The sequence below is a fragment of the Streptomyces sp. NPDC096132 genome (genome assembly GCF_044763345.1).
Taxonomy (GTDB): Bacteria; Actinomycetota; Actinomycetes; order Streptomycetales; family Streptomycetaceae; genus Streptomyces.
On the sequence record NZ_JBIWGA010000007.1, the window covers coordinates 237443 to 251885 of the forward strand.

Below are 14443 nucleotides of genomic sequence, written 5' to 3' on the forward strand. Positions count from 1 at the left end.
AAAGGAGTCAGCGTGTCCCGTCCCCATACTCTGTTCACCGGCCAATGGGTGGACCTCACGTTCGAACAGGTCGCCAAGAAGGCCGCGGACTGGGGATTCGACGGTTTGGAGATCGCTTGCGATCCCCGCCATTTCGACGTGCACCGGGTGGTGAACGACGCGGCCTACCGGACCGAGCGGCGGGAGATCCTCGACCGCTACGGGCTCGGCTGCTGGGCGATCTCCGCCCACCTGGTCGGCCAGGCCGTCTGCGACGACCCCATCGACTTCCGTCACCAGGCCATCGTGCCGGCGTCCGTGTGGGGCGACGGCGATCCCGAGGGGGTCCGGCGCCGGGCGGCCGACACCATGAAGGTCACCGCGCAGGCGGCCCGCAGCTTCGGGGTGGATGTCGTGGTGGGCTTCACCGGCTCCGCCATCTGGCCTTACGTGGCGATGTTCCCGCCGGTGGGGGAGGACGTCATCGACCGGGGATACCGGGACTTCGCCGACCGTTGGCGGCCGATCCTGGACGTCTTCGCCGAGCAGGGAGTGAGGTTCGCCCTGGAAGTGCACCCGTCCGAGATCGCCTACGACTACTGGACGGCACAGCGTGCGCTGGCGGCGGTGGACCATCATCCGGCCTTCGGGTTCAACTGGGATCCCTCGCACCTGATGTGGCAGCGGGTCGATGTCCGGGCCTTCATCCACGACTTCCGCGACCGCATCTTCCACGTCGACTGCAAGGACACCAAGATCCAGCTCGACGGGCGGGCGGGGGTCCTGGGCTCGCATCTGGGCTGGGGCGACCCCCGGCGCGGCTTCGACTTCGTCTCGGTCGGCCGCGGGGACGTGCCCTGGGAGGCGTGTGTACGCATGCTCAACGCGATCGGCTACGACGGGCCGATGTCGGTGGAATGGGAGGACGCCGGTATGTCACGGGACGAGGGCGCGCCGGCCAGCCTGGCCTTCCTGCGCGGCCTGGACTTCGCACCGGCGACCACGCGCTTCGACGCCGTGTTCGCCCAACCCGAGGTCTGACGCCACGTAGTGCAGCGAGCCCGGACATCGTGAGGTGGCCGGGCTCGTTGTCAGTCCTTGAGCGGCTGCTCGGCCCACCACGCGAGACGGTCCGCACGCAGCACCGCGTCCAGCGCGGTGAAGGCGGCTCCGACGATGCCCGCGGTTTCGCCCAGGCCCGCGGGCACGATCTGGAGGTGGCGTGTGGCGAGCGGTAGTGAGAACTCGTAGACCGCTTGACGAATGGCCGCCAACAGAACGTCGCCCGCTTTCGACACGCCTCCCCCGATCGCGACGAGCGAGGGGTTGAAGAAGCTCACGTACGTGCCGAGGGCGGTTCCGATGAACCTGCCCGTCTGCACCAGCAACTCGGTCGCGGCGGGATCGCCGGCGCGGGCGGCCGCCGTGACATGGGCGGCTTCCAATACCGTCCCCTCGGCTGCCAGCGACGCCAGATAGGGGCTCTCCCCGGTGTCCGCCAGGCGCTGTGCCTCGCGTGCCAGCGCCGCACCGCTGGCGTGCGCGGCCAGACAACCCCGGCGTCCGCACCGGCACAGTGCCGGCGACTTCGCGGGCACGACGATGTGGGCGATGTCGCCGGCACAGCCGTCGGCGCCGCGATGCAGCCCACCGCGCGAGACCAGGCCCGCCCCGACGCCCCAACCGAGCTTGACGAACATGAAATCCGACGCGTCGCGGGCGAGTCCGGCGCGCAGTTCCCCGAGGGCCATGGCGCTGACGTCGTTGTCCACCCAGGCCTCTACGCCGAAACGGTCGGCGAGTTGGTCACGGACCGGGTAGTCGTCCCAGCCCGGCATGTAGGGCGGAGAGACGGGCCTGCCGCTGGAGAACTCGACCGGTGAGGCCAGGCCGGCTCCGACGGCGACCAGCGGTGCGTCAGGCGCTCGCGGATCGGTGCGAAGTACGTTCACGATCTGCTGGAGCTTGTCGAGGGTGGCCTCCGGGCCCTGCGCGACGTCCCACGCTTCGTGATGGGTGACAGCCGGGTGACCGGCAAGGTCGGTGATGCCGACGTCGATTCCGGAGCTGCCCACTTCGATGCCCACGACCGCTGCCGCCTCACTGCGGAAACGAACCTCGCGCGGGATGCGTCCTCCGGTGGACTTTCCGATGCGGTCCTCGACCAGCAGGCCGACGTCGATCATTTCGTTGATCTTCTGCGTGACGAGGGTGCGGCCCGCGCCGACTCGCTCGGTCAGTGCCGGCTTGGTGGCGGGCCCGGTGAACCGCAGCATGTTCAGCAGGGTCTGTGAGAGATCCTCAGGACCGCTGTCCGTCCCGCTCCTGACCGTGTTCACCAATCTCCCCTATGCGTCGACGCCTGCTTCTGTCGCCATGCGACATTAGCATCGACAAGCCGGACGGAAGGGGTCGGGGTTCATGATCGACACGGGAAGGGGGGCCGCAGCCGTCGCTCGGCTGCGGCCCCCAGGGGCATCGGAGTGTCACGGAGACTCCGTGACGGGCCCCTCCTGTTCGGTCTCCACCTGACGGTTCCACTGCCGCTTGGACTCCTGCCATCCGTCCTCGTCCTGGCCCGCACGCCAGTAACCGGAGATGGACAGATCCTCCCGCGGCACGTTCCGCTCGTTCCTCAGCAGCCCGCGCAGCTGCTTGACGAATACGGCCTCACCGTGCGCGAAGACCTGTGGTCGACCTGAGGGAAATTCGAGGGCCCGGACCGCGGCCACCAGTTCCTCGCCCACCTGCCCGTCACCGCGATGGAGCCAGCGGATCACCGCCTTCTCGGGGCAGGCCAGCTTCAACTCCTCGTCAGGCCCGGCGACTTCCACGAACACGTACGCCTCGGCATGTGCGGGCAGCCGCTCCAGGGCCGCCGCGATCGCGGGCAGCGCGCTCTCGTCACCGGCCAGCAGATGCCAGTCGGCGGCGGGGTCGGGGACGTATCCGCCTCCCGGTCCTACGAAGTAGAGCTCGTCGCCCGGCTGCGCCCGGGCCGCCCACGGTCCCGCCAGGCCGTCGTCGCCGTGGACGACGAAGTCGACGGTCAGCTCCCGCGCCTCGGCGTCCCAGCGGCGGACGGTGTAGGTGCGCATGCGTGGCCACTGTTCCCGCGGCAGCTCCTCCCGTACACGGCGCAGGTCGAAGGGCTCGGGATAGACGGCGCCGGGCGCGGGGAACAGCAGCTTCACGTAGTGGTCGCTGTACTCGCCGGCGTCGAACCCCGACAGGCCCTCGCCGTCGAAGACGACGCGGATCATGTGTGGTGTGAGGCGCTCGACGTATCGCACTCGCGCGCGCAGCGCGGTCGGAGTGGCGCGTCCACGACGAGCGGGAACCGGTGGTGTCACGGGTGCTCCTTGCTCCGGCTCGACCGCCGGCGGGTTCGTCTCGATCACCGGCTACAGCGATTCCAGGATGTCTCGGCTGAGCCGGTGGTGACGCTGCACCGTGGCTGCGGCGTCCGGCGTCGGGTCCCAGTGCCAGCCCTCCCACTCGCTGCTGAGGTATCCGGTGTAACCGGCGTCGACAAGCACCTTGAGCAGGTCGGCCAGCGGGATCGCGGGTTCGTCGCCGTCCTCGTCGAACCCGAAGAACTTGCTGTGTACGTGAATGATCTGGGAGCCGATCTCAGCCCAGTCCTGCGGATCCTGGTGCCCGTGGATGCCCGCGCAGAACATCGCCAAGGGGTGGGCGAAGGCGCCCAGCCCGAGGGAGTGGGTGAGCTCCGAGAACTCGCCCATCAGCTCGCTCTCCGAGGGCCGCTGGTCGGAAGCGTGAATCTCGTTCCAACGTGCGTCGAGCGTGTCCAGGGCCTCCTGGGAGACCCCGCGCCGACGGTACTCCTCCCACACACTGGGGGAGACCCGCCGGGTGCTGGAGCCGAAGTCGGGGATGAACCCCAGGTACGGCGAGTCCAGCCGGGCGTACAGCTCACGCAGCGCCATGACCCAGTCGCTGTGGACGCTGTCCGGAGCGTGGATCTCGAAGCCCATCTTGACCTGTTCCTTCTCGGCGACAGGCAGCAGCAGCTCCACGGCCTCGGGTGCGGCGGGCTTCTGCAGCCGCACCGCGGGGAAGCCCAGCTCGGCCGCGGCCCGCACCTGGGGGGCGAGATAGTCGGCCATCTCCTGCGGCGACAGCAGCCGGTCGGGCAGCAGGCCGAGGTCGGCGTTGACCGCCAGGCAGGACGGCTCCAGCCCGTACTCGTCGACCAGGCCGCGGAAGAGGCGTACGAAATCGTCCGGGATCTCGGGGAAGCCCTTGATGCTCTGGAAGCCGACGATCTCCAGCCCGGGCCCGATGCCGAGGGACCCGATACGGCGGACGATGTCCTCGAAGGACAGCTCCAGACCATGGTACTGAGGGGTGAAGCTGTAGGTCGTGACGCCGAGCTTCGGCAGCGGGCGGCTCATGCGGCGCTCCTTGCGTTCAGGGGGAGGGCCCTGGTGAGGGTCTCCTTGATGACGAGGGCCTCGGTGCCCAGGACGATGTAGGGCACGCGCGCCCCGACGGTCGCCGTCACCTTGTACTCGCCGTCCGCGACCGGCTCCAGGCCGCGAACGCGCACCCGCAGCGGATCCAGCACGAACCACCACGCGTCGCGGAGCCCCGCCACGTCTTCGTAGGGCCGCCAGGTGCCGTCGATCTCCACGTCCAGTCGGTCGGACGCGACCGGCCGGCCGTCGAACGCGACGTCGGACAGGTGGAGCCCGTCCATGGGCAGCGCCCGGTACCACGGAAGCCGTACCCGGAAGGTCACCGCGGTCGCTCCACCGGCGTCTTCCTCGACTCCCAGCTCCTCCGGGACGATGAGGCGATCAGGAAACACGGGCGTTCTCCTCGTGGTACCGGCGGGCGATGTCCTGGGCTCCCCGGGCGGCCAGTGCGACCGAGGTCAGGGTGGGATTGCAGGCGGTCTCGGTGGGGATCACGCCGTTGCCCGCGACGTAGACGTTCTCGGTTCCCCAGACTCGGCAGTGCGTGTCGCACACGGACGTGCCGTCGTCGACGGCACCCATCCGCACGGTCCCCTGGTAGTGCAGCGAGGATCCGCTGGGCAGCCGACGCGGTCCGCGCGGGTCGAGGAAGGCGCCCAGCAGCCGAGCCGCCCGGGCGGCCGCACGCTTGGCGGCCTCGATGCGGTCCTCGTCCACCTCGGTCAACCGGTAGTGGAGGGTCATCGCCGGCATGCCGTAGGGATCGGTCTCGGTCTCGCTGAACTCCACACGGTCCTGGGCGCGCACGTCCTTGGCGCAGAACCAGCCCAGGCCGACGATGGAGCCGGGTTCGACCTCTTCCTCCAACGGGACGGGGGAGGCGTCGAGTTGCATGACCTGTCCGTGGAACGGGTGCGTCTCGTGGTCGTAAGGGACCCAACTGACGCCACTGACCGGGTTGAACGAGGCGTCCGGGCGTTCCACGGCGGCCGCGTCACGGGCCGCCGCCAGGACCGCGGGGTCCAGCCGGACGGCGACGACGATCTGCGGCTGGTCGTTGAGGTAGCGGCCCAGTGCGGCCGGCCGGATACCGGACGCGAACAGCAGCTGGGGCGTGCGCAGCGCATCGCCGGCGACGACCACCCAGCGGGCGTTCACCGTGGTGCGCCGGCCGGTGGGGAGGTGTTCCAGCTCGGCGCCGTTGACGGTGGCCCCCTCCAGCAGCAGCCGTCGGCACAGCGTGTCGGGGCGCAGCTCGAAGGTATCGGTGTCCTTGTCGGCGAGATCGCCGAGGATGACGTCGGTTCCCGACCAGTGCCGGCTGCCGTCGGGCCAGGTCTCCACGGCCAGTGGCATGGTCTGCACGCGCCGCTCGGGCGAGCGCCCCGCGTCCAGTTCGGCCGACAGGCGCTTGCGCACCTCGTCGGCGAAAGGAGCGTCGGTGAAGGCGGTCGTGGTGACGTTCAGCAGCTCCTCGGCCCGATCCAGCGCCGCGTCCAGTTCGGCGTCCGGGATGTCGGTGATCCGCTCGCCCTCGCCCGGCCTTGGGCAGGCGCACGTCCAGTGAGCGCCCATGCCACCGACGTTGGTCGACAGCGATGCCCCGGGCATGCCCACCGAGCCGTCGGCGGAGTCCCCTTCGTCCGGCACGCCCGACGCCTTCTCGCCCAGCAGGTAGGTGCCGGGGCGCACCATCACTCCCGGCGGGCGCGAGTGGACCGGATCTCCGGGGCGGATGTCCCGGTCGGGTCCCTGGGAAGCGGTCTGGGCCGCGACGCGCAGCGCGGGATCCGTGATGTTCTTGACGTGGCGGCCCCTGGGGGTGCTGACCTGAGGGCCGGCCTCGACCATCAGCACGCGGGCGCCGGGTGCCTCGTCAGCGAGAACGCGGGCGTACGCGGACCCGGTCGGTCCACTCCCGATGATCAGTACGTCGACGTGCTCGACGGGCCCGACCGGGCCGTCGCTGCTCACTCCGCGCGGTGCGGAGTGCGGTGATGTCATAGCAGGTTGCTCCCTAGCGGCTCTCGTGGCGCATGCGGTCCAAGACGGGGTCGGCGCGGGCGCGGTGGCTGTCTGCGGCGGCGTCGATCGGCCGTCAACGCGGTGGTGCGGGGCCACAGTCGCCCCTCAGCATCTTACGTTGCCTAACGGGAGACTAATGTCGCGCTGCGGCATTAGTCAATGAGGATTCGGTTCCGCTGGGTGGTACATCGGCCTGAGTCGCACCGAACTGCGGCCGACGTTCATCAAGGTCTGCTTGCCGCGGTCGACGGTCGCAGGAATCGGCTGGTGGGCGCGCGCTCCGGATAGTGGTCGCGTGGCCGCCTGCCTACTGTCGCCCCTCGCTCGAACAGACCATTCGTCGAGGAGCCGCATTTCATGGACGCATCCCGAAGCCCCTCCGCCTCTCCGGCGCCGCACTGGCAGCCAGGAAGGCGGCAGGCCGCCATACTGCTGACGGCCGCCTGCGCGTCCGTCCTCGGGTCGCTGCTGATAGCCCCCGTGCTGCCCGAACTCGAGCGTGCCTTCGCGGGCACCCCAGGCGTCGACACGCTCGCCCCCATGGCGATGACCCTGCCCGCCTTGGGTATCGCCGTGCTCGGTCCGCTCGCAGGGTCGGTCACGGACCGCTTCGGCAGGACACGGCTGCTGTTCGGTGCGATGCCGGCCTATGCGGTACTCGGCACGGCGCCCCTGTGGCTCGACTCCCTCCCGCTCATCCTGCTCAGCCGTGCACTGCTGGGAGTCGTCGAGGCGGCGGTGATGACCGTCGCTTTGACATTGCTCGGTGACTACTTCACCGGTGCGCGGCGAGACCGGTACATGACCTGGCACTCGGTGATCACGTCCGTCGCTGCAGTCGGCATCCTGGCGGTCGGGGGCGGCCTCGGTGCAGCGGGCTGGCGTACGCCCTTCTGGCTCTATGCCGCAGCGCTTCCGCTGCTGGGGGCCATGGTCGTGCTGCTGCGCGAGCCGTCCTTCGACCGGGCGGCGGCAGGGCTGGCCGACCGACAGGTGACCTCCTTGCCCTGGCGGGCTCTCGCCCCCCTGCTGGTGCTCACCGTGGTAGGCGCGGCCTGCATCTTCTTCGTGCTGCAGGTGCAGCTCGGTTTCGTGCTCGACGACCTCGGCGTGGCGAGCGCCGGGATCGGTGCATCGGCGGCGATCGCCAATGCCGGAGTGGTGGCCGGGTCGTTGTGCTTCGTGCGGTGGGTGCGTGATGGTGCGGGCCGTCTTCTGGTCGCGGCCTTCGTCGTCGGTGGTCTTGGGCTGATGCTCGTCACCGCGGGCCACGGCTGGGTGGCCGTGACGGGCGGCGGCTTCGTGTCGGGCGTCGGCTGTGGGCTGATGCTTCCGTCCCTGCTGATCGGCACCACTTCGCGGCTCGCCTTTGATCAACGAGGAAGAGGCACTGCTGCCTGGACGTCGGCCTTCTATCTGGGGCAGTTCCTCTCGCCGGTCGCGATCGGAGCGCTGGGTGCCGCCGTAGGGGGTCTGGCTCACGCCATCAGGTTCTGTGCCGTGGGCGGCCTGCTTGCCGGCCTGGCGGCGATTCTTGTCCTGCGTCGCCGTCCGCTGGCTGTCAGCGGGCAGGATGACGTGGGGTGCTCCGGTGACGCCACTCGCGCGGCACCCGCCGGGCGGGGCTGATCGAGGCGGCGCAGCGGCGTCCGATGCCCTGTCGGGGGCGCGGTGGACCGGGCGGACCCACTCATGGAACTTCCGACCGCTATTCGTTGACTTACGCTTGATTGCGGCATAACTTGCGTGTAACGCGATCTATGTAGGTCGCGGAACCCAGCCGAGCCCCCAGGCACACCCTGGGCGGCCCGAAGCACCACGGGAGTTCTCGATGACGAACGCCTTGGCGTACCCGCCGACGGGGCATCCCGATGCGAACACCGAGATCCTCGGTCGATTTCCCCTGGTGCGCTCAGATGATCCCGAGCAGTTCGTCGCCGCCGTCAACCGGGCCTATGGGACACCGACCGTCGCGCTGGCCGAGCCGGCCCGTGGGAAGCAGCACTACGAGTTGCGGGCGTTGATCGGCCACGGCTTCACCGTCGGCTACGTGCGATCAGGCCTGGCGGTGACCATCACTCCACCACCCGATACCGGCCCCTACTACCTCAACCTCGCGCCCAGCGGCGCCGTACTGTCGGAAGTCGGAGATGTGCGGATCCTCAACGATCCGACCACCGCAGTGATCATGCCGGCCGGTGCCCGGCAACGGCTGACCCCCAGTGCCGATGCGACCGAATCCATCGGCATCAAGATCGATCGAGCCCTGGTCGACGCCGAACTCACCGCCTTGCTCGGCAGGGAGCCGCGACGCCCCGTCCAGTTCACTCCGATGCTGGATCTGACAGGCGCCGCGGGCAGCGGCATAGTGGCCCTCATACGGTTCATGCTCGTCGAAGCGAGCCGAATGCCGGGAGGGCTCTTCGACCAGCCGGCCGTGCAACTGCACCACATCCGCACCTTGGTGGTCGCACTGCTGACCACGCATCAGCACAACTACTCCGACGCGCTGGCCCTGCCTGATTCCACGCCCCGCCGCTCCCGCACCCTGCGCCTGGCGCTCGAATACGTGGAGAGGCACCTGACCGAGCCGATCACCGTCAGCGACATCGCGGAAGCAGTGGGGTGCAGCGTCCGTACACTCCACGAACACTTCCAGGCAGGCGTGGGTGACACTCCTATGGGCTGGGTCCGTGAACAGCGTCTGCAGCATGTGCACGACGAACTGCGCATCAGTGGCCGTTCGGTGACCGATGTCGCGTCCGCCTGGGGCTTCACTCATCTCAGCCGTTTCTCCGCGAGTTACCGCAGCCGTTTCGGCGTTCTGCCCTCGGAGACCGTCCGCAACGCATGACGCCGTCAGGGGTTGCAGCGTGCGCCCTGAGGCCGTCGCAGAGTGCGCTGGGATCACGACGACTCCAGGCGATGAAGGACCCGTAGTGTCGCCCGCCTGCCGCGCACCTCCTCTGACCTGCACGAAGAGACCCCGCAACTTCGATGCAGGAAGCGGACAGCCCCCTCACGATCCGGATAGTTGCGGCGCTCCCATGGTCCTACGGTCACCTCCGTCACGTTGTCTGTTTCTGGAGGCCGAATGAACGCGCGCGACGACGCACGCCGTCAAGTCCTCATCGTGGGAGGAGGAATCGCGGGTATGACCGCGGCCATCGCCTTGGCCGGCCGCGGACATACCGTCGACGTGGTCGAGCGAAACCCCGACTGGTCCGTCACGGGCTGGGGGCTGAGTCTGACCGGGCCGTCACTGCGGGCTCTGCAGCGGCTGGGACTCGCCGATGCCTGCATCGACGGCGGTTTCGGACTCACCCAGATCTCGAACTGCGACTCCGCGGGCCGGACGCGGAACGTCATCGACCTGCCGTTGCTGCTGGGTCCGGACATGCCCGCACTTGCCGGCCTCAGCCGGGGCGTGCTGCACGAGGTTCTGCGTGACGCCGCACTCGCCCGAGGGGCGGTACTGCGCACGGGTATGAGCGTCGCGGCGCTGGAGCAGACCGCGGACGGTGTCACCGCGCGGCTCACGGACGGCTCCGCACGCCACGTCGACCTGGTCGTCGGGGCGGACGGCATCCGTTCGACGGTGCGCGACATGCTCGGCATGCCCGCCGAACCCGCATACACCGGCCAAATGGTGTGGCGCGCGATCGTTCCCCGGCCGGGATGGGCCACCACGCTGCACACCTTCGCCGGGCCGGTGCACAACGCCGGTCTCATCCCGATCTCCCAGGACCAGGCCTACGCGTTCGTCACCGAGAACCACGCCGATTCAGGTGTCCTGCCACAGGAGGAACTGGCGGAACGTATGCGGGACTTGCTGAACGTGTTCTCCGGTCGGGTCGCCGAGGTCGCCGCGACGATCAAGGACCCCGAACTCGTCGTGCGCAGGCCGGTGCACGCAGGGGTCGTGGACGGACCGTGGCACCGAGGCCGCACCGTACTGATCGGCGACGCGGCGCACGCGCCCTCTCCGCAGATGGTCAGCGGAGCGGCGCTGGCGATCGAGGACAGCTTGGTGCTCGCCGAGGAACTCGGACTGCACGACGACGTCGAGACCGCCCTGGAGGCCTTCGGGCGGCGTCGTCTGGAGCGCTGCCGACTGGTGGTGGAGACCTCGGTGAAGGTGGGCGAACTGGAGCGTGAAGGCCGCCACGCCGAAGCCCACAAACTGCAGGACCGCTGCCACCAGGTGATGGCTCAGCCCATCTGATCCCCAACCCCCACATATTCAGGAGCCGTCATGTCACACACCGACGCCCAGCGTGTCACCTTCGCGGGACGCAGTTACCGCCTGGTCGATCTCAGCCAGCGCATCTCCAACAGCACCTCGGCCATCGAGCCGATGCCGCATCACATCGAGTACACCGATCACCGCACCAAAGCCAAGAACATGAGCTACATGCTGGGCGAGGGGGTGCACTGGCCGCACGAGTGCGCCGCCGCGACCGAGGTCGTCAAGCTGGGCACCCACTGCGGCACCCACGTCGACGCCCCGTACCACTACTGGCCGCAGAGCGCGGACGGCAGTGAGGCGACGACCATCGACAACGTGGACCTCGGCTGGTTCGCCGGTGACGGCTTCGTGCTCGACATGACGCACAAGAAGACCGGTGAGGGCATCACGGACACCGACGTCATCGCCGCCCTTGAGCAGATCGACTACGAGGTCAAGGCCGGGGACGTCGCCCTCATACGGACGGACACATCGCTGCGCTTCAGCGAACCCGGGTATCACAACGCCCATCCCGGGATGCGGCGCAGCGCCACCGAGTGGCTGATCGACCACGGGGTCCGCCTCATGGGCATCGACGCCTGGGGCTTCGACCGGCCCTTCGACGTGATGTCCCGTGAGTACCAGGCCGGGGACGTGGACCAGCTCTGGGAGTCGCACCTGCTCGGCAGGGAGAAGCCCTACTGCCACATCGAGAAGCTGGACAACCTGGCGGCCCTGCCCGTGAGCCACGGCTTCCACGTGACCGCGTTCCCCGTCAAGGTCGACCGGGCCAGTGGTGCCTGGACCCGCGTCGTCGCCTGGATCCCCGAGGAGGGCGACAAGTGACCGACCAGCTTTCCCGCGTGGCCCTGCCCGTGACGTCCGAGACGCCGCCCACGCTGTACGACCGCCCGGCCGAGTACGACGACTTCATCGCCGAACGGGATGTACGCGTCCCGATGCGCGACGGGGTCGAGCTGTGCGTGGACATCTACCGCCCGCGCACCGAGGAACCGTTGCCCGCCCTGCTCGCCTTCGCGATCTACAACAAGGACCTGCAGGGCCCGGACATCGCCACCACGATCCCGCCGCAGCCCTCCTGGTCGCCGCTGTGGTGCGGTCCGCAGGAGGCCGGCGACACCCGCTTCCTCACCTCCCGCGGCTACATCCATGTGATCGGTTCCCCGCGCGCCATCGGCAAGTCACAAGGCGGCGGTGAACGCACGTGGGACTCCTATGACTTGATCGAGTGGATCGCCGAACAGCCGTGGTGCGACGGCCAGGTCGGCATGGTCGGCATCTCCGGCTTCGGCGCCGAGCAGATGTATGTGGCCCGGCAGCAGCCCCCGCACCTGAAGGCGATTTTCCCCTTCGACCCGCGCGGCGCCTACGGCACCCTCGGCGGCTTCCGCGAGGAGTACCCCGGCGGCGTCGTCCATCTCTTCCGCTACCTCGTCTCCCACTTCGGGGTCTTCCACCAGGACAAGGGCGCGCCCGGCGAACTGAGCGCCGAGAAGGAGACCTTGTGGAAGGAGGCGATGAACAACGACGACTACAAGCTCCACCCGCACCTGTACAACGTGCTGACGATGAAGGGCCAGCACCTGCCGGCCTACTTCGACGTCCTGATCGACCCGTACGAACCCGAAGGCACCGTCGAGCGCAGCGAACACGAGTTCGCGCAGATCGACATCCCCGTCTACACGGGATCCGGCTGGTACGCGTACACGTACAAGACGCACCTGCAGGGCGCCCAGACCTACTGGCGTCACCTCGACAAGGCACCCAAGAAGATGCTGTTCGCGGGACCGGCCCACCTGGAGCGGCCCTTCCACGGCCTGCACAGCGAGATCCTGCGCTGGTACGACCACTGGCTGAAGGGCCTCGACACCGGCATCCTCGACGAGCCGCCGGTCCGCTACTGGGTGACCGGCGCCAACGAGTGGCGCACCGGTCAGGACTGGCCGCTGCCCGAGACGCAGTGGACCCCTTTCTACCTGAACAGCTGGGAGCGGTTGCGGCCCACACCGTTCGTGCCCGCCTCGGCCGACGACACCATCCCGCCCGACTCGTTCGTGCAGATGCCGCTCACGCACACCCGGCAGGTGGCCTCTCTGCGCTATCTGTCGGAGCCGCTGCCCGAGGACCTGACCATCGCCGGGCCCGCGGTCCTCAAACTGTTCGCCGCCATCGACCAGGACGACACCAACTGGATCGTCACCCTCTCCGACGTCGGCCCCGACCCGTCGGTGCGCACCGTCCGCGAGGGTGAGCGTGACATCGACGAGACCCTGCCCAAGCGGGAGTTGACGCGCGGCTGGCTCAAGGCGTCCAACCGGGCGCTGGACGAGAAGCGGTCCACCGAGTGGAAGCCGTTCCACAAGCTGACCCGAGACGCGCGGCAGCCGGTGGTGCCTGGCGAAGTCGTGGAGTACGACATCGAAATCCTCGCCACCGCCAACGAGTTCCGCCGCGGCCACCGCATCTGCCTGGAGATCTCCAGCCTGGACACCCCGACCGGTGTGGCCGGCGCGACCAACGCCGAGTACGTGCCTTACCACGTCGGCAGCTCCAGGACGACGCTGCACCACGTCCACCACAACACGGCTTACCCGTCCCGACTGCTGCTGCCGGTGGTTCCCCGTGAGCGCTGACCTGATCCGCACCCTGCCCGACGCGCAGGAGTGGCTGCGTACCCATCTGACGGAGCGACGCAACCCGTTCAACGCCATCGACGATGCCGCGGCCCGCCAGGCCATCGACACCCTGCCGGGGACGGACCCGGTGGCCTGGGCCGGACACTGGACCCGGTTCGCCGCCGACTTCGCGGACCGTGCGCAGGCCTGCGAGAAGAGCGGCGAGCTGGAAGCGGCCCGCGAAGCATGGTGGCAGGCCTACCAGTTCGCCTTCCTGGGACGCTATCCGTCACCCGTCCACCCGGCGAAGCTGGATGCGTACGTCCAGGCCCGTGTCTACTTCGACCGGGCAACCGCTCTGGACAATCCGGCCGTTGAGCACGTCACCGTCCCCTTCGAGGGCCGCGACGGCGAAGGGGACAGTGTCTCCTTCTTCGTGGCCAGGCCCCGCGGCGTAGAGCGGCCTCCGGTGGTGATGATGTGGGGCGGCATCGACGTCTGGAAGGAAGAGACGTACGCCCGCGGCCGGTTGCTGCGCGAGCGTGGCTTCGCGACCCTCCACATCGACAAGCCCGGCGTCGGCCAGTCGCCGGTCCTCGCCGGTGTCGACGCCGAACGCCAGTGGGACCCGGTCTTCGCCTGGCTCGACGAGAGCGACCTGGACGCCTCGCGCTGCGCCGCACTGGGCTTGTCGTTCGGCGGCTACTGGGCGATGAAGCTCGCCCACACCCACCGTGATCGGCTGACCGCGGCCGTGAACTGGGGCGGCGGCGTACACCTCACCTTCCAGCCCGAGTGGCAGGAGAAGTCCCGCAACGCCTCCTCGTACCTCATGGATCTGATGGGCGCCCGCTCCCGGATCTTCGGCGGGCACACCTTCGAGGACTACGTCGCCGCCTGCCCGCGGCTGTCCCTGCTCGACCAGGGAATCCTCGACCGGCCGTCCGCGCCTCTGCTGCTGGTCAACGGCATGGACGACCGGCAGAACAGCTCCGAGGACATCCACCTCAGCCTGCGCCACGGAGACCCGAAGACCGCGCGGCTCTTCCCCGGCGGCCACATGGGCACCGGACCGGTCATGCCGACCATCGCCGACTGGCTCACCGACCGTCTGACCAAGGAAGGCTCCTGAG

At 69.0% G+C, this 14443-nt stretch carries 12 protein-coding genes; 7 read left to right on the forward strand and 5 right to left on the reverse strand.

Features of this window, described 5'->3' with window-relative positions; genetic code table 11:
* Positions 1 to 12 precede the first annotated feature (12 nt).
* The gene (locus ACIRF9_RS19000; RefSeq protein ID WP_403823049.1) at positions 13 to 1020 is read left to right on the forward strand and encodes a sugar phosphate isomerase/epimerase family protein; all 1008 of its coding nucleotides are present in this window, start codon (positions 13 to 15) and stop codon (positions 1018 to 1020) included.
* A gap of 50 nt (positions 1021 to 1070) precedes the next feature.
* Here ACIRF9_RS19000 and ACIRF9_RS19005 read toward each other — a convergent pair whose 3' ends face one another.
* The 5 genes from ACIRF9_RS19005 to ACIRF9_RS19025 all read right to left on the reverse strand — a co-directional run bounded on the left by ACIRF9_RS19005 (position 1071) and on the right by ACIRF9_RS19025 (position 6425).
* On the reverse strand, positions 1071 to 2255 hold the full coding sequence (locus ACIRF9_RS19005; RefSeq protein ID WP_242762135.1) for an ROK family protein: 1185 nt from the start codon (positions 2253 to 2255) through the stop codon (positions 1071 to 1073).
* A 210-nt stretch (positions 2256 to 2465) separates the two neighbouring features.
* Entirely contained in the window at positions 2466 to 3332 is an 867-nt protein-coding gene (locus ACIRF9_RS19010; protein WP_403823054.1) for a siderophore-interacting protein, read from the reverse strand.
* Positions 3333 to 3383: 51 nt separating this feature from the next.
* Positions 3384 to 4397: a sugar phosphate isomerase/epimerase family protein gene (locus ACIRF9_RS19015; RefSeq protein WP_403823057.1), complete on the reverse strand. Its 1014-nt coding sequence runs from the start codon at positions 4395 to 4397 to the stop codon at positions 3384 to 3386.
* Positions 4394 to 4813: a DUF6379 domain-containing protein gene (locus tag ACIRF9_RS19020; RefSeq protein ID WP_403823060.1), complete on the reverse strand. Its 420-nt coding sequence runs from the start codon at positions 4811 to 4813 to the stop codon at positions 4394 to 4396. Before ACIRF9_RS19020 ends, ACIRF9_RS19015 begins: the two co-directional genes overlap by 4 nt.
* Positions 4803 to 6425, reverse strand: coding sequence for a GMC oxidoreductase (locus ACIRF9_RS19025; protein WP_403823063.1), 1623 nt, complete (start codon positions 6423 to 6425; stop codon positions 4803 to 4805). The genes ACIRF9_RS19020 and ACIRF9_RS19025 overlap by 11 nt, the downstream gene beginning before the upstream one ends.
* 378 nt (positions 6426 to 6803) lie before the next feature.
* Between ACIRF9_RS19025 and ACIRF9_RS19030 the strand changes: the two genes are divergently transcribed.
* The 6 genes from ACIRF9_RS19030 (at position 6804) to ACIRF9_RS19055 (ending at position 14442) form a co-directional block, all read left to right on the forward strand.
* Positions 6804 to 8075, forward strand: a complete 1272-nt coding sequence (locus ACIRF9_RS19030) for an MFS transporter (protein WP_403823067.1) — start codon at positions 6804 to 6806, stop codon at positions 8073 to 8075.
* A gap of 202 nt (positions 8076 to 8277) precedes the next feature.
* A complete protein-coding gene (locus ACIRF9_RS19035; RefSeq protein WP_403823070.1) occupies positions 8278 to 9300 on the forward strand; it encodes a helix-turn-helix domain-containing protein in 1023 nt (340 codons plus the stop codon).
* Positions 9301 to 9540: 240 nt separating this feature from the next.
* Positions 9541 to 10671 (forward strand): FAD-dependent oxidoreductase, encoded by a 1131-nt coding sequence (locus ACIRF9_RS19040; RefSeq protein WP_403823073.1) that lies wholly within the window; start codon positions 9541 to 9543, stop codon positions 10669 to 10671.
* A 30-nt stretch (positions 10672 to 10701) separates the two neighbouring features.
* The gene (locus ACIRF9_RS19045) at positions 10702 to 11520 is read left to right on the forward strand and encodes a cyclase family protein (RefSeq protein ID WP_242762125.1); all 819 of its coding nucleotides are present in this window, start codon (positions 10702 to 10704) and stop codon (positions 11518 to 11520) included.
* Entirely contained in the window at positions 11517 to 13328 is a 1812-nt protein-coding gene (locus ACIRF9_RS19050) for a CocE/NonD family hydrolase (RefSeq protein WP_403823076.1), read from the forward strand. The genes ACIRF9_RS19045 and ACIRF9_RS19050 overlap by 4 nt, the downstream gene beginning before the upstream one ends.
* Complete coding sequence (locus ACIRF9_RS19055; protein WP_242762121.1) at positions 13318 to 14442, forward strand: S9 family peptidase; 1125 nt, start codon at positions 13318 to 13320, stop codon at positions 14440 to 14442. The genes ACIRF9_RS19050 and ACIRF9_RS19055 overlap by 11 nt, the downstream gene beginning before the upstream one ends.
* The last annotated feature ends 1 nt before the right edge of the window (position 14443 follow it).